A 19,392-nucleotide genomic window follows, 5' to 3' on the forward strand; every position below is an offset into this window, starting at 1 on the left:
CCGCCGGCCAGGATCGTCTCCAGGATCTGCATCGTCGACAGGGACCGCAGTTCTTCGTGCATGCGGGCCAGATGGCCGCCCGCGATATGGCCGCTTTCGTGCGCCAGCACGCCGATGAGCTGGTTCGGCCTCTCGGTGCGCATGATCAGGCCGGTATTGATGAATATCCGCTGGCCGCCGGCCACGAAGGCGTTGAGGGAATTGTCCTGGACGATCATGATCTCGACCGCATTGGGGTCGAGTCCGGCCGCCCTCCAGATCGGGATAACGAACGTCCGGATGGTGTTTTCGATCTCGGCGTCGCGTATGAGATTGATCCGCTGGGCGTAGGCAGCATGAGCCGGCGCCAGCGCGAGCAGCGAGAGGCAGATGAGGATGATGATGCGTCTGAACACGGGCGGCACGGGTTGCAAGCAGGCTAGGAACACGCGGCGGCCACGTCAATTGCGCAGCTGGGCGCTGGTTGGTGTTCTTTTGCTGTCGGCTTGTGGCAGAAGTGAGACGGAAGTGGCTTCAGAGCGAGCCGCGAACGCCGCCAACCCGGGCGGCAAGGCCGCCGGGCAGGGTGGCCTGCCAGCCATTTTTCGCGGGGCTTCCTTCGCCGCAGTTGCGGCCGACGAGAGCCGGGCGGCGGAGGTCGGCCGCGAAGTCCTGTTGAATGGCGGCAATGCCGTCGACGCCGCGGTCGCCATGTATTTTGCCCTCGCGGTCACCTTGCCGTCGGCGGGTGGGCTCGGAGCCTCGGGCGCCTGCGTCGTCCACAACAGCAAGACCATGGCGGCCGAATCGTTCGTCTTCGCGCCCATCGCGGCCCCAGGCGCGGTCAACGGCGTGTCGTTCGCGATACCGACCGGCGTGCGCACCATGACGCTGATGCACGTCCGTCACGGCCAGGGCCGCTGGGAGCAGTCGGTGTCGGCCGCCGAACGCATGGCACGGTTCGGCGTTCCGGTGTCGCGGGCCCTGGCGCGAGACCTCCGGGCCGGCGGTGCGCTCCTCGGGAGTGATCGCGAAGCCCAGCGAATCTTCGGCGGCGCATTGGCAGAGGGCAGCAACCTGGTGCAAGCCGAACTCGCCGGGACATTGGCCGTGATCCGCTCGCGCGGCGGCGTCGACTTCTTTCAGGGAACGTTCGCGCGCACCCTGTCCGACCAGATCTCGCAGATGGGCGGCCGCCTGCCCCTCGAAGCGCTGCGCAGCGCGGTGCCGCAGGCGGGACCGCCGGCCGGCGAAAACTACGGCACTTTCGGCCGCCAGCGTGTCTATGTGGCACCGCCACCGGCGGCAGGCGCCGCGGCCCTCGCAGGTTGGCGCGGACAGGCGCCGGGCGGCGGGACACCGGCCGATTCGGGGGGCTTCGCCGGCTTCGTGGCGGTCGACAGCAAGGCCAACGCCGCCGCCTGCAGCCTCTCCATGGGGCAGTTGTTCGGAGCGCGGATGGTCGTGCCGGGAACCGGCATCCTGCTTGGTGCGCCGACACCCGAGGCGGCGTCCGTCAGTCCGATCATCATCGCCTATCCCAGCAGTGGAGAATTCATCTTCGCCGGCGCCGGCGGCGGGGCAGCGACGGCAGCCCAGGCATCGGGCTTCGTGGCGCGTGCCGTGGTCGAGGCAGGACAGACCCTGGCCAGTGTGCTGAGCCAACGCCGCGGCCAGGGCGGCTTCGTCAACGCCGTCGCCTGTCCGAGCGGGCTGCGCGGCGGCGCGACCACATGCCAAGGCGCCATCGATCCGGCCGGCGCCGGGCTCGCGCTGCTCGCCATTCAACAGTAGAGCGGACGTCATGTCGGGAAAGCTGTCGCGCCGCTCCGGCGCGGTCGATCCGTTCATCGTGATGGATGTCATGGCGGCGGCGGCTGAGAAGGAAGCCGCCGGCGAGACGGTCGTCCATCTCGAAGTAGGGCAGCCCAGCACGCCGGCACCCAAGGGCGCATTGATGGCCGCCCGCGCGGCGCTGGACTCGGATCGCATCGGCTACGTCGCGGCACTGGGGATACCGGCTCTGCGCGAGCGCATCGCGCGCCACTATCGCGAGGTCTACGGCGCCGAAGTGCCGGCCGATCGCGTGATCGTGACGACCGGCTCGTCGGGTGGATTTCCCCTGGTATTCCTGGCGAGTTTCGATCCCGGTGATCGGGTGGCGCTGGCGGCACCGGGCTATCCCGCCTACCGCAATATCCTGTCGGCGCTCAATCTCGAAGCCGTCGACTTGCCGACCTCGGCGGCCGATCGCTTCCAGCCGACCGTCGCGGCGCTGGAGAAGGCGGGCCGGATCGATGGGCTGATCCTGGCCAGTCCGTCCAATCCAACGGGCACGATGGTCAATCGTGCCGAACTGAAGACATTGGCGGACTGGTGCAACCGCAACGGCGTGCGGCTGATCTCCGACGAGATCTATCACGGCATCGTCTACGAAGGTGAAACGCACTCGGCGGTCGAGGTGTCGGACAGCGCGATCGTGGTCAATAGTTTCTCGAAGTACTTCTCGATGACCGGGTGGCGGGTCGGTTGGCTTGTCGTGCCGTCCGATCTGGTCCGTCCGATCGAACGGCTGACGCAGAACTTCTTCATCTCGGTGCCGACGCTGTCACAGCACGCCGCTCTTGCCGCCTTCGAGTGCCGTGACGAACTCGACGGCCATGTCCGACGCTATCGCACCAACCGCGATCTGCTGATGGCGGGATTGCCGCAGGCGGGCTTCGATCGGCTGACCCCGGCGCAAGGTGCCTTCTATATCTATGCCGATATCTCCCACCTCACCAACGACAGCCGCGAATTCTGCAGCCGCATGTTGCGCGAGGCCGGGGTGGCGACGACGCCCGGCATCGACTTCGACCGCGCACGGGGGGCCGGCACGCTGCGCATATCGTTCGCCGGGTCGACCGCGGAAATGGATGAGGCCGTGCGTCGGCTCAAGGCATGGAGACGGGTATGAAAAGGTTGCTGGCAGCGACCGCGCTTCTCGTCCTGATGGCGGCGATGCCCGCGGTGGCGCAGGGCGGGCCGAGCTTCGACTGTGCCAAGGCCTCGAACGCCGTCGAGCGGTCAATCTGCAAGATCCCTGAACTCGCCAAGGACGACCGCGAGATGACCTCGGCCTATGCAGCGCTGGCGGCCAAGCTCGGCGGCCCGGCGAAGGATCACCTGGCCAAGGACCAGGTGCGCTGGATCGGCAATCGCAACCGCGCCTGTGCCGCTGATGTCGACGCGATCGCCGACTGCCTCAAGGCGCGTTACGCCACGCGCATCGCGAACCTCAAGGTGATCGCTGACGGCGTCTATCCGTTCGTCAGCGAACACCCCATCTACAAGGTCGGGAAAGTCGGCAAGATCAGCTACTCCATAGATGCGCGCTATCCCCAGTTCGACGGTACGACCGCCGATTTCGCCGCCGTCAACCGGACCTTCGCCGACGATGCGAAGAAGAGCGACGAAGAGGGCACACCGAAGCCCGACTCGGGCGTGGACCGCGAGCAGGCATGGTCCTACGAGCAGTCCTTCGCGCTGTACCGGCCGAGCGGCAACGCCATCACGGTGGCGCTGGATTTCTACGGCTTCAGCGGTGGTGCGCACGGCTTTGGCGGCACGGTGTGCATGCTGGTTGATCTGCGGACGGGCAAGTCGGTCGAGCCGGATGGCGTGTTCGCGCCGGGCGATGCGTGGCTGAAGCAGATGGTCGGGATCGTGACGGCAGATCTCAAGAAGCAGTTCGTCAAGAATCCTGGTTTCGACGATGCGCTCGAACCCGCCAGCCTGGCCAAGATGCTGCGCGATCCCAGCCACTACCGCTGGCGCGTCGACCGGCTCGAGCTGATCTTCAACGCCTACGATGTCGGACCTTACTCGGCAGGGGCGTACGAGGTCGTGATTCCCTACAGCCGCTTGCGACCGCTCTTCCGGTCCGACGGGCCGCTTGCCCGTTAGTGCAGCTTGCGCCGGTCGCGTGCCGGCACCGAAGCTGGCGTCGCCGTCGGCTGCCGGGTCTCGACCGAGGGCACCGGGCCGGAATGATGGCCGATGATGTGCCAACCGTCGCTCAGTCGGGTGAAGGTATTGGTCGCCATGAGTTGGACGCTCGGCAGCAGCTCGCGGCAGACCACGATGGCGAGGCCGGGGCGCCCCACCACCCATTCCTCGGCGCAGCGCACGCGCGGTGCTTCTGGGTGGCGCATGATGGCCCGCCAGCTCGCCATGATCTCGGACCGTTCGTGAAGGGCTGCCTGGCCGGGGTGAAGGCAGACCAGCGATCCGGTCGGCGACCAGAGCAGGTCCATTGCGGCGGCGTCGCGGTCGTTGAAGGCACGATAAAACGCACGGTTGGCCGCCAGCACGGCCTCGCGTTCCTCGTCGTCGAATTCCGCCAGAAGGGGCGGCGGGCGTGGCGGGCGGCGCGGCATTCGACCCTCGAAACTCCCTGGTTGCGCGGCCTAGGATAAGCCGACACAGAAGAGGTATCCAACTGCAGAGAACGACGATGTCCATTCCCAAGCTCGAATTTCCGCCGTTCCACCTGCCGCCCGAAGCCGAGGCACTGCGCAGCGAGGTGCGCCAGTTCCTGAAAGAGACGCTGCCGGGCATCAAGAGCGAGGACCGGTTCTCGAGCTGGAACACGCGCTCTTCCGACTTCAGCAAGGCGCTGGGCAAGCGTGGCTGGATCGGCATCACCTGGCCCAAGCAGTATGGCGGCAGCGAGCGCTCGTTCCTCGACCGCTATGTCGTCACTGAGGAATTGCTGGGTAACGGCGCGCCCGCCGGCGCGCATTGGGTGGCGGACCGTCAGTCCGGACCGCTCCTGCTGCGGTTCGGCAGCGAAGAGCAGCGCCAGGCGATCCTGCCGCGCATCACTGCCGGCGAATGCTATTTCTCGATCGGTATGAGCGAGCCTGATTCCGGATCCGACCTTGCCTCGGTCCGCACCCGCGCCGAGCCGGTGCCGGGCGGCTTCCGGGTGAACGGCACCAAGGTCTGGACCTCGGGCGCGCATCACAATCACTATTGCATCACGCTGGTGCGCACCTCGGGCCAGCATGGCGACCGCCACAAGGGCCTGAGCCAGCTTCTCGTCGATCTCAAGACGCCGGGCATCACCATCCGGCCGATCATCAACCTTGCCGGCCGGCACGACTGGAACGAGGTGACGTTCAGCGACTGCTTCATCCCCGAGGAGTGCCTGATCGGCAACGAGGGCGACGGCTGGCTGCAGGTGACCAGCGAGCTCGCCTTCGAGCGTAGTGGTCCCGAGCGCTTCATGCAGAATTTCCATGTGCTGCGCGAACTGGTGCGCGTGCTCGGCCGACAGCCGGCCCGGCGGGCAGGGGCCACTCTCGGCCGCATCGTCGCCAGGCTGTGGACGCTGCGCCAGATGTCGGTCGCAGTGGCCGGCATGATGCAGGGCGGCAAGTCGCCCGCCATCGAGGCGGCGCTGGTGAAGGATCTCGGCACGATCTACCAGCAGGACCTGCCGGAGATCGCCCGCGTCCTCGCGGAGTCCGACGCCACTACCGAGGACGACATGGCCGATTTCCTCGACGTCGCCCAGTACGCCACCATGATGGCGCCCTCCTATACGATCCAGGGCGGCACCACCCAGGTCCTGCGCGGCATCGTCGCCCGCGGCCTCGGCCTGCGTTGAGGAGACCGACCATGGATCACGATACCCGTGAGATGCTGCTCGACACCGCCGGCCGATTCTTCGCCGAGCGTTGCGGCAAGGACATCGTGAACGGCGTCGAGAAGGGCGTATGGCCCATCGACTTCTGGAAGGAAATCGAGGAGATGGGCCTCCCGCTCACCGCCGTGCCCGAAGACAAGGGCGGCGTCGGCGGTACCCTGGCCGATCTGATGGCCGTGCTGAGGCTGGCTGGTGAGAACGCAGTGCCGGTACCGCTCGCCGAGACCGCGCTCGCCAACCTGCTGATGGCCGCCGCCGGCGGCACGCCAGCGCCCGGCCCCGCCACGATCGTGTTGGGCAACCTCACGTTTGACAACGGCCGGCTCACCGGCAAGGTCGATCGCGTGCCGTTCGCAAGTGTCGCCGGCCGCTTCGTCGCGGCCGCCAAATCCGGCGGCAAGCCCGTCGTGGTCGTGGTCGCCAAGGCCAACGCCACGGTGACGGTGACGCCCAGTCACGCCGGCGAGCCCTACGGCACGGTGGCCTTCGACAAGGCTGCTTGCGAGTTCTCCGGCGCCTCGGCGGTGAGTGCCGAACGGGCGCTCGAGCTCGCGGCGCTGGCGCGCGCCATGCAGATGGCAGGTGCCGCCGACAAGGTGCTGGCCACCACCGTTGAATATTCCAAGCAGCGCGTGCAGTTCGGTCGCTCGATCTCGACCTTTCAGGCGATCCAGCACATGCTGGCCGAGCTCGCAAGCTGCGTCGCCGCCACCATCGCCTCCGCCGAAGCGGCCTCGCGCGACGCCGACGAGGGTGGACTTGCGGATGGCGGCAGCTTCTCGATCGCCGCCGCCAAGACTCAGGCCTCAGATTTCGCCCAGCGCATCTGTGCCATCTCGCACCAGTCGATGGGCGCGATGGGGTTCACCCACGAGCACATCCTGCATCACTACACGCGCCGGCTCTGGGTGTGGCGCCGCGATTTCGGCAGCGAGAGCTTCTGGGGCGAGAAGATCGGCGCCGCCGTCGCCAAGGCCGGCCCGCAAGCGTTGTGGCCATCGCTGACGTCGAGCAAGTACGCGGCCTAGGTGTTTAGTCCCGGCATTTGATGGGCTGGATCGAGAGAGAATCGATCAGGCTCTTTGGACCAGGTCTTACAGATGTACTCGTAGGGGGTGAGGCCCAAGAGGGTCTTGAGCCGACGGGCGAAGTTGTAGGCCATGACGAAGTCGACGAGATGGCGGCGCAACTGCTCGTGGGTCTCGTAGTAGTAGCGCTGCACAGTCGCTTCCTTAAGTGTCCGGTTCACTCTTTCAACCTGGCCGTTGGTCCAGGGATGGTTCGGCTTGGTGAGCCGATGCTCGATGCTGTGCTGTCGGCAAGCGCGATCGAACGGATGACCGCGCCACATTGCAGTAGGCTTTGAGCGGTTCTTTTGCAGGTCAGCGAACTGGATGCCGTTGTCGGTAAGCACGGTATGAATCTTGTAGGGAACAGCTTTGATCAACGCCCGCAGGAAGTCCGAGGCCACGCGCATGGCGGCTTTCTCGTGCAGCTCGACGAAGGCGAACTTGGAGGTCCGGTCGATGGCCACGAACAGATAGAGCCTTCCTTGCTGGGGGCGGACCTCGGCAATATCGATGTGGAAGTAGCCGATCGGATAGGTCTTGAACTTGCGCTTGTCCGGCTTGTTGCCCTCGACCTCCGGCAGACGGGAGATGCCGTGACGCTGTAGGCAGCGATGCAGCGACGACCGCGTCAGATGCGGCAGCGTTGCCTGCAGGGCATAAAGGCAGTCGTCGAACGGCAAGAGCGTGTGGCGTCGGAAGGCGACGACGATTGCCTCGTCCTCGATCGACAGCATCGTAGATTTGGGCTCTTTCGGACCGGTTGGAAGATCGGCAACCGAAGACCGCTTCCTCCACTTGGCTACGGTCTTCTGGTTGATCCCGTAGTGGTCGGCCAGAGCTCTCAGGCTCATTTGACTATGTTGTATCGCTCGACGGACTGCCTCTGTCGTCGTGGCGCAGCCATAAAGAACCTGGCCCATAGTGCATCCCTCCATGTCGAGGAAAACAATGCACCATCAAAGCCTGGGATCAAACACCTAGGCCAACACTTTCTGTCCCAGTCCTCGATGACGGATCAGCGGCCAGTTCGCCGATACATTAGAATAACGGGTCACAGATTGAGGTGTCGAAGAATTGTTGACGTCAGGGAATTGTTTGCATCGGTCATCGCCTCGATTACTGAAAAATGGTGATGCCCTGCCGTTTCAATATAGTCGATCTTGGCTGTCGATCCGCGCCAGCGACTGACAAAGTCGCGAGACTGACGCCGATACTCGTCGCTCTCGCCTCCGCCAACAACAACGCTCGCTGGCAATCCAAACGAGGGGGTTAGAGCAGCTGGGCTATTCCGCAGCGCCTCATCTACACCCAGCCGCAGGGACTCGTTCAGCGAGCTCAGACGCAGCGGCTCAAGTTCAAAGAGGCCACTAACCGGAATTATACTTTTTATCATATCGGCGGGCAGGCCGGGTTCAAACGCAGGCCACGGGGTAGCAGCCATCATCGCAGCAAGGTGACCGCCGGCGGAATGGCCTGAAACATGAAAACGCGAAGGATCGCCACCAAAATCTTCGGCGTGCTTCCAGAGCCAGGAGCAGGCCCGGCGTACTTGCTCTACGAGAGCATCCATTGATACGTCGGGACACAGGTCGTACTCGACCATGCCGACGACTGCTCCAGCTCTGACAATCGGTTCTACACAGAAGCTATAGGAGTGCTTGTCGAGTCGAGGGCTACGCCAGTAGCCACCGTGAATGAACGCCAGAACGGGCGCCCTGCCAAGCTTGCCGTTAGAGATAACGTCGATGCACTGCCTCTCGCTATCCCCATACCTCACATTCGAAACAACGTTCACGCTGCGGTGAAACGCATTGGAGTTTTCTATCCATCGCTCGACTATTTCATTGGTAGAAACTCCGGGCCAATACTTCGGCATGTACTGGCGTTCGAGAGCGTCGGCATTGTAGCTTTTCCAAACGTCGGCCATCGTGTTCTCCCGTCACTTGCTATTAGGCTAAACGGCGTAATCGCAAAGGCGATGCCATCGGGCCGATCGCGCGATGTTCGATTTTGCCGCTCGTTCAGCTGGCGAGCCTCGGCCAGAGCTCTCAGGCTCTTTTGACTATGTTGTATCGCTCGACGGACTGCCTCTGTCGTCGTGGCGCAGCCATGAAGAACCTGGCCCATAGTGCATCCCTCCATGCCGAGGAAAACAATGCACCATCATTGCCTGGGATCAAACACCTAGCCGCTGGCCTGCCTTCACGGTTACGGCAAAACCGGGTAGAGACGGCTTGGCGGGCGAAGCCGGGTTGCCGCCTTGCCGGTGAAGGGAAAGCCAATGTCTGCATTCCGCTCGATCGTTTTCGCGTTGAGCCTTCTGTGTGCGGCGGTCACGACCGTGTACGCCCAGGCACCGGCCGCCGTGCCGCCAGGCATGACCCAGGAGCAGTTCGACTCGCTGGTCGAGGCCATCAGCAATTCGGTGACCGAGAAGCTCAAGGCCGAAGGCATTCCCGCCGCACCTGCTCCCGCCGCTGCGCCTCCGGCCGCGGCGTCGAAGTCGAGCAAGGCGCCGCCGCCGCCCAAGATCATCAAGACTCCGGTCGGGGAGGGGCCTGACGAGTTCGCCGTCTTCATCCAGCGCGCGAAGCAGGTCGTCCTGGCCATCCCCGTGCTCGGCAGGCAGCTTGCGGCTGTTCCGGGTCTGCTCGACCAGCGGGCGGAGGGCGGCGGCGGCGCCGGCGCCCTTCTGCTGCTGCTCGCCCTGGTGGCCGTCGTCGCCGTTGCCGCCGAATCCATCCTGCGTCGGATCCTGAGCATGCCGAGGACGCGGCTGGCAGTTGGCGCCGGCCCGGAGCAGGGCCTGCGCTCGCTTGCCCATCTCGTATTGCTGGCGCTGCTGGACGGACTTGGCGTTCTGGTGGTCTTTCTCATTTGCCACGCCGCGGTCGGTGCCTGGTTCACCGGCAGCACGCCGCAGGACAAGCTGGCCGCCGCTGTGCTGAAGGGTATCTTCAGCTGGCGCCTTTATGTGCTGCTGTTCCGCATCGTGCTGCAACCCGACGTGCCCAATGCGCGGCTTTGCGACGTGCGCGACGTCGATGCTCGCGCCATGTATATGCGGATCTCGGCGGTGATGCTGCTGATTATCCTGGCGCGCATCCTGGGGCAGATTCTCGTCGCCATTGGGACGCCGATAGAGGCCATGGGCGCCTATCAAGTCTTCGGTGTGATGGTCTACCTGTCAGCCTTCCTCTGGCTGGTTGTACGTTCCAGCGATGCGGCCCGCCAGTGGTTCGGCGGACTAAGCAAGGTGGCACCGCTCGTCGGCCGCGTCGGCAACAACTGGGTGCCGGTCGCGTCGACGTTCTTCGTGGCCCTCGGGCTGACCCAGATCTATGGCGCAATCTCGGGCCGCCTGTATGTCGGCAACGCGATGGTGCTCACCCTCATGCTCGTCGTCGGCGTGCTGATGTTCGAGACGTTGATGCAGGCCTTCGTCCGGCGCCTCGATTCCCAGCTGGTCGGCAGCACGCCCGCCAGCGACTCGCCCAAGCTACCGGACGTGGTGGCGCGCTGCGTGCGTGTTGCGGTGCTGATTGGCGTCATCGTGATCATCGCGGAGACTTGGGTTGTCCAGGTGCTTGGGCTGGCCAACGAAAGCGAATGGGACCAGATCACCCGCTCGTCGCGCACCGCCGGGATCACGCTGTTCCTGGCCTACGTGCTGTGGGAGCTGTTCAAGTACGCCACCGATCCCTACATGGGGCGCAAGAGCAAGAGCGCCGCCGAGGCGATCGCCGACGGCGATGCCGCGGGCCCCCCGGCCTCGCGCATCAGCACGATGATGCCACTGCTGCGTGCGGCAACCGCGGTCCTGATCACCATCATCGCGGTCATGGTCGCGCTCGAGTCGTTTGGCGTCAACATCACGCCGCTGATCGCCGGCGCGTCCGTCTTCGGCATCGCAATCTCGTTCGGCAGCCAAACGCTGGTCAAGGACATCGTCTCGGGCGTCTTCTACCTGTCCGACGACGCCTTCCGTGTCGGCGAGTACATCGACTGCGGCAAGGCCAAGGGCACAGTGGAAGGCTTTACCCTGCGGTCGATCAAGCTCAGGCACCAGAACGGCCAGGTTCACACCATCCCGTTCGGCCAGCTCGGCCAGATCACCAACTTCAGCCGCGACTGGATCACGGTGAAGTTCAACATGCGCTTTGCCGGTGGTACCGACATCGAGAAGCTGCGCAAGGCAGCCAAGAAGATCGGTGCCGACATCGCCGAGATGCCGGCCTTCAAGGACGACCTTCTGGCGCCCTTCAAGATGCAAGGCGTGGCCGACGTCGCCGAGAACGCGCTGCTGGTCCGCTTCAAGTTCACCGCCCGGCCCGGCAACCCCGCCGCCATCCAGCGCGAGGCGGTCAAGCGCATGTTCAACACCTTCCCCGGCCTCGGCATCGAGTTCGCCAAGGAGGGTGCGGCCGTGGTGGTGCACACCGCCGGAACGACGATGGAGCCGGCCTCGGCCACTTCTGCTCAGGCCGAACGCGAGACCCCACCAGGTGCACCGGCCAAGGCGGCCGCGGAGTAGAAGACCTCTATTTGCGGGCACGAGTTGTTCCGAATCTGTCTGTTCGGAAATTGACAAAGCGCCGGCCGGCTTGAACCGGGCGATTCTTTTCAGTGAAGCGGGGCTTCGAGGCCAACGTCCATCAGCGCCGTCGCGGGTTGAGCATGTCGTCCTTGTCATGGAGGAACAGCCCCGGACAGGCGGGCGGCGGTGTTTGAAAGAGCTTCACCGGCCCTTCCGGCCCTTGCAGGACGACGTCAAACCGGTCGGGATTGTCGCGCGACAAGGTCACATGGCAGTCCAGACCATATGCGCCGGCCGAATAGCCGGTCACCATGAAGAAGGCGCCGAGCGGTTCCGGTAGCGCAATCCCGGCACTACGCAGATCGTTGTAGACGGCGTCGATCAGCTGATCGTCGCGCGTGGCGAGGACCGCCCTGAGCTGGCCCACGAGCGGCCCCTTCATCGAGAAGGTCTCGATGTTTTGCTGGACATGCTCCAGCAGGTGTCGTTTGCCGTCGCGTGGCGTGAATTGCCGGGCCTGCAGCGGTGTCGCCGGGCTGAACCCGGCCGTCGCGTTGTTGCAGATGTTGGCAGCAAGCGTCGCCGGCGGCGGTTGGGAGCGCTCGAGGCCGATGGGACATACCTGCAGGGTCATGAACGTCTGGGCGACATCGATGTATTCCCACTGCTCCGTCGGACGGCCCAGCAAGCGTGCGATGAAGGACGTATCGATGCCCATCGTCGCGGCGTAGCGCACCAGCGCCGACGCCCCGCCGCGGCCGATGTTGAAGCCCGTAGCCATGCCTTCCCGACTGCTCCTTGCTGCCGGGATCTGGTCGCTGTCGGTGTTCAGGAAGAAGTTGTGAAAGCCGACCTGGCCGCCGATCTCGATGCTGCGGCTCGGCACGAAGGTGGGGCCGGACCGGCTCGAGGTGCCGCCGAGGAAGGCCAGCGCGCAGGCCGAAAGGCAGAGGTCCTTGGCCCGCACCACCGATGCGACACTGTACTCGCGCAGCAGATAGCCGATCTTGAGTCCCTCATAGACATCGCCGCCGGCACTGCTGAGTTCGATGGTGGCGAGCGGCCGATTGGGCATCGGTGGCGAGGTCGTCCTGAGGCGTGCCAGGATGACACGGAGCTTGTCGGCATCGCCTTGCTCGATCGGGCCGGACAGACGGATGGTATGGCTGACGATCGGGGACTTGGCCGTCAGTCCGGGCACGGTCTTGCTGTCAACGCTGAGCGTCGCGCCTTGGCCGCTAAGTGCGCAAAGGCCGAGCAAGGTTCCACTAAGGAAGCATGACAGTGGACGGATGACTGCACTCCCCAACATACGCGGGTGAAGTCAGATTTAGACATTCTATTTCTCAATGCCAATACTGATAACAATTATCACAACAATTTCGTGATAATGATTGGCATTTAATTTCTTCTGCGCATTTTATGCTAACCTGAGTATGCACAATTGAAGATTGTATGGAAGGGGAGATATACGCCTGCTGATCCCGCAAGCAGGGGCACGCCCCGTCGCCCCCCGGTGGCTCGACCATAGCCGCTGGCTTTTCGTTGCCCTGTGCGTCGGCGCCGTCGGCTATACTTTCGCCGCCGCCTGGCTGGTCACGGCCGGGTCGTTGGATCCCATCACCCATACCGCTGAATTCCTCGAGTTCCTCGTCACGCCCTGGATGATGGCGGACTATGCGGTGGCGCTTGCGCTGATCGCCTTCGGCATCTGGTACCTGCGAACCTCGCCAAACCGTGCCGCCGATGCGCTGGACGTCGAGGCGGCCATGAAGCGCCAGGCCGTCCGGTTGACGGTCATCCTGCTTGTGGTGGCGGCAAGTCTCGTTTCCATCGGGGTCCTCTATTTCACCGACCTGAAGAACGCCTCCCGAGCCGAACGGGCGGTGCAGCAGGAGTCGGTGGCCCGCCTCAAGGCCCAGCAGATCGACAAGTGGTTGCTGGAGCGCATCATCGATGCGGAGTTCCTCGCCACCGCCCTTCGCGGATTGCCGCTCGAACGCCTGCCGTCGGATCGCGACGTCAAGCTGGGGATCGAACTTCTGTTCGCCCAAGTGCTGGCCGGCAACACGGACCGGCTTTCGGTCTCGCTGCTCGCGCCGGACGGCCGGGTGCTTGTCCATGCCGGGGATGGAACTGCGCCGGACGGCGAGACGCTGCAGGCGGCCCAGGCGGTCGCGGCTCAATCCGGGTGGCGCCAGAACATCGTCGACGTTCATCTTGCTGGCGCGCCGCCACGGCCGCGTATGGCCTTCCTCGTGCCTGTGAGGGAGGGATCTGTAAGCGGCCCAATGGTCGCCGTCCTTGCGATGGCGATCGATCCTTTCGATGCGCTGCTCCCGCAGATCGAGGCGTGGCCCACGCCCAGTGCCTCCTCCGAGGTGGTCGTGGTTCGTCGTGAGGGCGATGACTTGGTCTTCATCACTCCGCCGCCACTCCTCAAGCCCGTCCCGGCGCCACTCGCGTTTCGCTCGCCCCTGGCGGACAGCAAACTGCCCGCTGCCGAAGCCGTCGTGAAGGGAGATGCCGTGCGGCTCGGCCCCGACTATCGGGGCGTCGATGTCCTGACGGCCTCGCGTCGGGCGACCGGCGTACCCTGGATCGTCGTCGCCAAGACCGACCTGGAGGAGATCGCCCACCCGCTGCAGCGAAAGCAGCTCACGCTGATCCTCGTGATTGGTGCCGCCATCGTGCTGTCCGCCTTCATGTTGCTCGTGCTGTGGCGCAGCGAGTACGCCAGCCTCCTCGCGTTCCGCGACCAGAAAAGCGAGGAACAGACTGCGATGAGCCGTCATTTCGAGCAACTCGTCAGAATGGCGCGTGACATCGTGCTGCTGATCAGGCCCGACGGGATGATCATCGAAGCAAACGAGGCGGCAGCGGCGGCCTACGGCTACGCCGCCGGCGAACTTCGCAACCTCAATGTCCGCGACCTTCTACCGCCGGAAGAATTCGCGCAGTTCGAGGCCGTTTGGAATGCCCCCGACTCGCCTGGAGGAATCCTGGTCGAATCCGCAAATCGGCGCAGGGACGGCACGATCTTCCCCGTCGAGATCAGCGGACGTGCCATCGACGTCGACGGCAGGATCTATCGTCAGTGCTTCATCCGTGACATCTCGCAACGCAAGGCGCTGGAACGCGAGGTCGGCCGGCTGTCCAACGTCAAGGCGGCGCTGCAGGCCGCCACCAGCGTCCTTCTGAGGGCAAGGTCGGAGACCGAACTCTTCCAGGGGATGTCCGAGATCCTCGTCCAGCTGGGTGGCTATCGTATGGCCAACGTCGCCGTGCCCGAAAACGACGCCGGCAAGACGGTTCGGTTTCTCGCGATCGCCGGTGTCGAGGATGGTTACCTCACCCGGGCGGCCATCAGCTGGGGGGAGGGCCCGCGTTCGCTCGGCCCTACCGGTGGCGCGCTGCGGACCGGCGAAGTGCAGGTGAACCAGAATTCTGCCGTCAACCCGATGGTGGCGCCGTGGCGGGAGGAGGCGCTGAAGCGCGGATACCAGGCCAGCATCGGCTTGCCGCTCAGAGTGGATGGCAAGGTATTCGCCGCCCTGACCCTTTATGCCGGGCAACCCAACGCCTTCGACAAGGAAGAGCGAGCTCTGTTGATCGCCCTCGCCGAGGACGTCTCCTACGCCGTGTCGCGGCTGCGCCGGCCATAATCGCGCTCGGCGTGGATCAAACACCTTGGGATTCACGATCATGAACACCGGCGCCGGGCTGAACGGCACGAGAAGGCGGCGAGACCATTAGGGAAACTGCCGGCCCGCACGACATTGGCTAGGGGCAACGTGCTCGCGGGCGACATGCTAGAGTGCCCGCCGGTGATTTGCGGAGGGCAGGGAAAAATGAGCGTGCGTGCGGGACGTGAGTTTTTGGCGATTCCGGGGCCGACGACGGTTCCCGACGAGGTGCTGCGGGCAATGCATCGCCCGGCGGTGGACATCTATTCCGGCCCGCTGCTGGCGCTGACCGACAGCCTGCTGCGCGACGTCGCCCGCGTGTTCAACACCAAGGGCCGCGCCTACATCTACATTGCCAACGGACACGGCGCCTGGGAGGCCACGCTCACCAACGTGCTCAGCAAGGGCGACAAGATCCTCGTACTGGAGAGCGGCCGCTTCGCGATCGGCTGGGGCGACAATGCCCGCCGCATGGGCGTCGAGGTCGAGGTGCTGAAGGGCGACATGCGCCGCGCCGTGCGGCCGGCCGAGGTCGAGGCGCGGCTCAAGGCCGACAAGGACGGGACCATCAAGGCCGTGCTGGTGGCGCAGATCGACACCGCATCCGGCGTGGTGAACGACATCGAAGCGATCGGCAAGGCGATGCGCGCGGCCAGGCATGACGCCCTGCTGATGGTCGACGCCGTGGCCTCGCTCGGCTGCATGCCGTTCGAGATGGATGCCTGGGGCGTCGACGTGGCGATGTCGGGCTCGCAGAAGGGCATGATGACTCCGCCGGGCCTGGGCTTCGTCGCGGCCAACGACCGCGCCCGCGAGGTGCACAAGAAGGCGGGGCTACGCACGCCCTACTGGGACTGGACCGAGCGCGAAGGCGCGCAGCACTACCAGAAGTATGCCGGCACGCCGCCAGAGCATCTGCTGTTCGGCCTGCGCCAGGCACTCGACATGCTGTTCGAGGAGGGGCTCGAAAACGTCCACCGGCGGCATCGGCTGCTGGCCGAGGCGGTGCGTCGCGCCGTCGGCGTCTGGTCGGAGGGCCAGGCGATCGGCTTCAACATCATCGAGCCGCAGGAGCGTTCCGACTCGGTGACATGCGTGCTCACCAACGGCCACGATCCCGAGGCGTTGCGCGCCTATTGCAACAAGCAGTGCGGCGTGATCCTCGGCCACGGCATCGGTGATCTCTCCGGCAAGGCATTCCGTGTGGCGCACATGGGTCACGTCAACGCCCCGATGGTGCTGGGCACGCTCGGTGTGATCGAGATGAGCCTTGGCGCGCTCGGTGTCCCGCATGGCAAGGGCGGCGCGCAGGCGGCGATCGACTGGCTGAGCGACCAGGTGAAGGCTTAGCGAAACCCACCTCATCCTGAGGAGCACCGCGCAGCGCGCGCCTCGAAGGGTGAGGTGTGTGGGCGGTCAAATCCGGGCTGAAACGAAAAGAGCGCCTCCGGGGAGGCGCTCTTTCCACTTCAAGGGCTCAAGTCCTTAGTCAGCGTCTCCACCAGCCGCGCTTGGGCTTCTCCGGCGGAACGTCCGCAACCGGGATGACCGGAATGACGGGGGCCGGCGGCGGCTCCGGCGCCTGCATGACGACGGGGACGGGCGCCGGCATGTAGGCCGGTGCCGATGGTGGCGCTGGCGGCGGAGGAGGCGGGGCCGCTTCCACGTTCACCGGCGGGCCGGGATCATAGGGCGCATGCTCGCGGGGTGTGGGCTCGCTGGGGACGGCCATCGAGTCGGGCATGGAAGCGGTCGCGGCATAGCGCTCTTCCGGCTCCGTGGGCTCCTGTCGGGCCGGCGCATCGGAGGCGAACTCCTCCGAGGTGTAGTCGCGCTCGCGCGGCGTGTGCTCGCCGTTGGGCTCGCCCTCGCCGGGCTCGCGACGCCGGCGACGGCCGCCGCGGCGGCCACGGCGACGGCGCCGATCGCCTTCGCCCTCGGCGCCACGATCGCCTGAGAGACGGCGCTCGCCATCGGCACGCACGCCTTCGCTGTCGCGGGCGTCGCTCTCCTGATCGTCGCCCTCGCGAGGCGGCAGGTCATGGCCGTTTTCTGCCGCACCATTCGGGGCACGGTCGTCGGTCGGGAATTCCTCGCCGGCAGCCCGGGGAGGCCGATCTGCGCTTTCGCCTTCGGGGCGGTCGCTCCGCCGGCGGCGCCGGCGACGGCGGCGGCCACGGCCATCGCGGCTTTCGCCTTCCTCGCCCTCGGGGCGGCGGTCGCCGCGCTCGCCGGGATCGACGGTCTCGCCCGCGTCGCGGTCCTCAATACCGTCGGGCTCGTCACCCAGCGGCAACTCGCGCGCGACCTCGTCGTAGTTGGCCCGGGCCAGTTCTTGGGTCGGGCGGTCGCCGCGATCGTCGCGGCGCGTGCGCACGCGCTCGATCTCGCAATCGGCCGCGTTCAGCTCGTCGTCGGCCTCGACCGACACCATGAAGCCGTAGCGCTTCTCGATCTCGGAGAGCGTGTGGCGCTTCTGGTTGAGCAGGTAGAGCGCCACCTTCGGCGGCACGTTGACCAGGATCTCGGTCGCGCGGCGGCGGACGCCTTCCTCCTCGATGGCCCGCAGCGCGTGTAGCGATGCCGATTCGATGGAGCGGATGCGGCCGATGCCGGCGCAATGCGGGCAGAGCTCGGTCGAATGCTCGAGCAGGCTCGGCCGCAGGCGCTGGCGCGACATTTCCAGAAGACCGAATGCGCTGATGCGGCCGATCTGGATGCGGGCGCGGTCGGTGCGCATCGCATCCTTGACCTTGTGCTCGACCTGCCGCTGGTGCCGCGTCTCCTCCATGTCGATGAAGTCGATCACGATCAGGCCGGCGAGGTCGCGCAGGCGGACCTGGCGGGCGATTTCCTCGGCCGCCTCGATGTTGGTCCTGAGCGCCGTCTCCTCGATGTTCCGTTCCTTGGTCGAACGGCCCGAGTTGACGTCGATGGCGACCAGCGCTTCGGTCGGATTGATGACGATGTAGCCGCCGCTGCGCAGTTGAACGGTCGGCGAGTGCATGGCGTCGAATTGCGCTTCCACCTGGTAGCGGTGGAAGAGCGGGATCTGCTCCTTGTAGAGCTCGACCTTGTTCGCCTGGTGCGGCACGAGCTGGCGCATGAAGCCGCTGGCGGCCTCGAAGCCCGCTTCGCCCTCGACCAGCACCTGGGCGATGTCGGTGTCGTAGACGTCGCGCAGCGAGCGCTTGATGAGGTCGCCTTCCTCGTAGATCAGCGCCGGCGCCGTCGATCGCATGGTGAGCTCGCGGATCGAATCCCAGAGGCGCGACAGGTATTCGTAGTCGCGCTTGATATCGATGTTGCTTCTCTCAAGGCCGGCGGTGCGCAGGATCACACCCATGCCCTGCGGCACGTCGAGCTCGCCCAGCATCTCCTTCATCCGTTTGCGGTCGGCCGGGTTGGAGATCTTGCGCGAGATGCCGCCGCCACGACCGGCGTTGGGCATCAGCACGCAATAGCGGCCGGCCAGCGACAGGTAGGTGGTGAGGGCGGCGCCCTTGTTGCCGCGCTCCTCCTTGACGACCTGGACCAGCAGGATCTGCCGGCGCTTGATCACTTCCTGGATCTTGTAGTGTCGGATCGGGTTGCGGCGGCGGCGCTCGCGCGTCTCGCGCTCCTCGACCGCATCGTCGCCGCCCAGCGTCTCGACGGTGACCTCGGGCTGTGGCGCTTCGGACGGATCGCCGGACGGCTGCTCGCCCTCGGGCATTTCGCCGGGGGCGACAGGAGCTTCGCCGCTCTCGGCAGCGTCGAGGACGGGTCCGTCGATGCGTTCGCTGGCGATCTCCGCGGCCTGCGCCTGCGGCTCGGGAGCAGGGGCCTCGGCGACGGGTTCGTTCGCACTTTCGACCGGTGTTGCTTCGGCGACTGTGGTTTCGGGCGCCTGGGCTTCCGCCGGGAGTTCCGTTTGGGCGTCGCTCGCCACTTCGGCGATGTGGCCGTTCTCTTCGGGGGTGACCGCTTCGTCGGCACCGTTCTCGGCGACCGGCTCTTCGCGACGGGCGGCGCGGGCGTCTTCGATGTCGGAGCGGTCGACGCGACGACGGCGGCGCGGCTCGTGATCGTCGTCGGCCTCGGCGTGCAGGCGCTGCTGCTCGGCGATCAGCCGTTCGCGGTCGGCGACGGGGATCTGATAGTAGTCGGGGTGGATTTCGGAGAAGGCTAGGAAGCCGTGGCGGTTGCCGCCGTACTCCACGAACGCCGCCTGCAGCGACGGTTCGATGCGAATGACCTTGGCGAGGTAGATGTTGCCCTTGAGGGGCTTGCGGGTCGAGGTTTCGAAATCGAATTCTTCAAGTCGTGTTCCATCGACAACGACCACCCGAGTTTCTTCGGGATGGCTCGCATCAATGAGCATGCGCCTAGCCATGGGCTCGCTCCCGAGGCGTTCGGTCCCAGCCGGCGCGAGCGACCAGCGGCCAA

Annotated in this window: 14 protein-coding genes; 8 read left to right on the forward strand and 6 right to left on the reverse strand. The window is 65.6% G+C overall.

Going from position 1 to position 19,392, the window contains the following annotated elements; translation table 11 throughout:
* Positions 1-395: M48 family metalloprotease (locus tag EPO55_RS07290; RefSeq protein ID WP_296335931.1), on the reverse strand; the 395-nt coding region annotated here is incomplete at its 3' end.
* A gap of 112 nt (positions 396-507) precedes the next feature.
* Here EPO55_RS07290 and EPO55_RS07295 point away from each other — a divergent pair.
* Genes EPO55_RS07295 through EPO55_RS07305 form a run of 3 tightly spaced genes read left to right on the forward strand, consistent with a single transcriptional unit; the run spans position 508 to position 3,924 of the window.
* Positions 508-1,773 (forward strand): gamma-glutamyltransferase, encoded by a 1,266-nt coding sequence (locus tag EPO55_RS07295; RefSeq protein ID WP_296335932.1) that lies wholly within the window; start codon positions 508-510, stop codon positions 1,771-1,773.
* Positions 1,774-1,783: 10 nt separating this feature from the next.
* On the forward strand, positions 1,784-2,935 hold the full coding sequence (locus tag EPO55_RS07300) for a pyridoxal phosphate-dependent aminotransferase (protein WP_296335933.1): 1,152 nt from the start codon (positions 1,784-1,786) through the stop codon (positions 2,933-2,935).
* Positions 2,932-3,924, forward strand: a complete 993-nt coding sequence (locus tag EPO55_RS07305) for a DUF3298 domain-containing protein (protein WP_296335934.1) — start codon at positions 2,932-2,934, stop codon at positions 3,922-3,924. The genes EPO55_RS07300 and EPO55_RS07305 overlap by 4 nt, the downstream gene beginning before the upstream one ends.
* Here EPO55_RS07305 and EPO55_RS07310 read toward each other — a convergent pair.
* Positions 3,921-4,397: a nuclear transport factor 2 family protein gene (locus EPO55_RS07310; RefSeq protein WP_296335935.1), complete on the reverse strand. Its 477-nt coding sequence runs from the start codon at positions 4,395-4,397 to the stop codon at positions 3,921-3,923. The genes EPO55_RS07305 and EPO55_RS07310 overlap by 4 nt on opposite strands.
* Before the next feature lie 77 nt (positions 4,398-4,474).
* Here EPO55_RS07310 and EPO55_RS07315 point away from each other — a divergent pair, with 77 nt between their 5' ends.
* Both EPO55_RS07315 and EPO55_RS07320 read left to right on the forward strand, forming a co-directional pair.
* Positions 4,475-5,632, forward strand: a complete 1,158-nt coding sequence (locus tag EPO55_RS07315; RefSeq protein WP_296335936.1) for an acyl-CoA dehydrogenase family protein — start codon at positions 4,475-4,477, stop codon at positions 5,630-5,632.
* Between the two features lie 11 nt (positions 5,633-5,643).
* On the forward strand, positions 5,644-6,699 hold the full coding sequence (locus EPO55_RS07320; RefSeq protein ID WP_296335937.1) for an acyl-CoA dehydrogenase: 1,056 nt from the start codon (positions 5,644-5,646) through the stop codon (positions 6,697-6,699).
* Here the strand turns inward: EPO55_RS07320 and EPO55_RS07325 are convergent.
* Positions 6,696-7,661 (reverse strand): IS481 family transposase, encoded by a 966-nt coding sequence (locus EPO55_RS07325; protein ID WP_296335938.1) that lies wholly within the window; start codon positions 7,659-7,661, stop codon positions 6,696-6,698. The genes EPO55_RS07320 and EPO55_RS07325 overlap by 4 nt on opposite strands.
* 131 nt (positions 7,662-7,792) lie before the next feature.
* Complete coding sequence (locus EPO55_RS07330; protein ID WP_296335939.1) at positions 7,793-8,668, reverse strand: alpha/beta hydrolase; 876 nt, start codon at positions 8,666-8,668, stop codon at positions 7,793-7,795.
* Positions 8,669-9,022: 354 nt separating this feature from the next.
* Between EPO55_RS07330 and EPO55_RS07335 the strand changes: the two genes are divergently transcribed.
* The gene (locus EPO55_RS07335; RefSeq protein ID WP_296335940.1) at positions 9,023-11,275 is read left to right on the forward strand and encodes a mechanosensitive ion channel domain-containing protein; all 2,253 of its coding nucleotides are present in this window, start codon (positions 9,023-9,025) and stop codon (positions 11,273-11,275) included.
* Positions 11,276-11,396: 121 nt separating this feature from the next.
* Here the strand turns inward: EPO55_RS07335 and EPO55_RS07340 are convergent, their stop codons facing one another.
* The gene (locus EPO55_RS07340) at positions 11,397-12,479 is read right to left on the reverse strand and encodes a hypothetical protein (RefSeq protein WP_296335941.1); all 1,083 of its coding nucleotides are present in this window, start codon (positions 12,477-12,479) and stop codon (positions 11,397-11,399) included.
* Positions 12,480-12,888: 409 nt separating this feature from the next.
* On the opposite strand from EPO55_RS07340, the gene EPO55_RS07345 reads away from it, so the two are divergent.
* Both EPO55_RS07345 and EPO55_RS07350 read left to right on the forward strand, forming a co-directional pair.
* Entirely contained in the window at positions 12,889-14,943 is a 2,055-nt protein-coding gene (locus EPO55_RS07345) for a PAS domain S-box protein (RefSeq protein WP_296335942.1), read from the forward strand.
* Positions 14,944-15,129: 186 nt separating this feature from the next.
* Positions 15,130-16,314 carry an alanine--glyoxylate aminotransferase family protein gene (locus EPO55_RS07350; protein WP_296335943.1) on the forward strand — a complete coding sequence of 395 codons (1,185 nt, stop codon included), beginning with the start codon at positions 15,130-15,132 and terminating at the stop codon, positions 16,312-16,314.
* Between the two features lie 139 nt (positions 16,315-16,453).
* On the opposite strand, the gene EPO55_RS07355 is transcribed toward EPO55_RS07350, so the two are convergent.
* Entirely contained in the window at positions 16,454-19,339 is a 2,886-nt protein-coding gene (locus EPO55_RS07355; RefSeq protein ID WP_296335944.1) for an Rne/Rng family ribonuclease, read from the reverse strand.
* Between the last annotated feature and the right edge of the window lie 53 nt (positions 19,340-19,392).

Source organism: Reyranella sp., assembly GCF_004296935.1.
Taxonomy (GTDB): Bacteria; Pseudomonadota; Alphaproteobacteria; order Reyranellales; family Reyranellaceae; genus Reyranella.

What these genes read in the sequence shown, in the direction of transcription:
- EPO55_RS07300 (WP_296335933.1), top strand. Translation starts at nt 1,784, where the DNA reads ATGTCGGGAAAGCTGTCGCGCCGCTCCGGCGCGGTCGATCCGTTCATC.
- EPO55_RS07305 (WP_296335934.1), top strand. Translation starts at nt 2,932, where the DNA reads ATGAAAAGGTTGCTGGCAGCGACCGCGCTTCTCGTCCTGATGGCGGCG.
- EPO55_RS07310 (WP_296335935.1), bottom strand. Translation starts at nt 4,397, where the DNA reads ATGCCGCGCCGCCCGCCACGCCCGCCGCCCCTTCTGGCGGAATTCGAC.
- EPO55_RS07315 (WP_296335936.1), top strand. Translation starts at nt 4,475, where the DNA reads ATGTCCATTCCCAAGCTCGAATTTCCGCCGTTCCACCTGCCGCCCGAA.
- EPO55_RS07320 (WP_296335937.1), top strand. Translation starts at nt 5,644, where the DNA reads ATGGATCACGATACCCGTGAGATGCTGCTCGACACCGCCGGCCGATTC.
- EPO55_RS07325 (WP_296335938.1), bottom strand. Translation starts at nt 7,661, where the DNA reads ATGGGCCAGGTTCTTTATGGCTGCGCCACGACGACAGAGGCAGTCCGT.
- EPO55_RS07330 (WP_296335939.1), bottom strand. Translation starts at nt 8,668, where the DNA reads ATGGCCGACGTTTGGAAAAGCTACAATGCCGACGCTCTCGAACGCCAG.
- EPO55_RS07335 (WP_296335940.1), top strand. Translation starts at nt 9,023, where the DNA reads ATGTCTGCATTCCGCTCGATCGTTTTCGCGTTGAGCCTTCTGTGTGCG.
- EPO55_RS07350 (WP_296335943.1), top strand. Translation starts at nt 15,130, where the DNA reads ATGAGCGTGCGTGCGGGACGTGAGTTTTTGGCGATTCCGGGGCCGACG.
- EPO55_RS07355 (WP_296335944.1), bottom strand. Translation starts at nt 19,339, where the DNA reads ATGGCTAGGCGCATGCTCATTGATGCGAGCCATCCCGAAGAAACTCGG.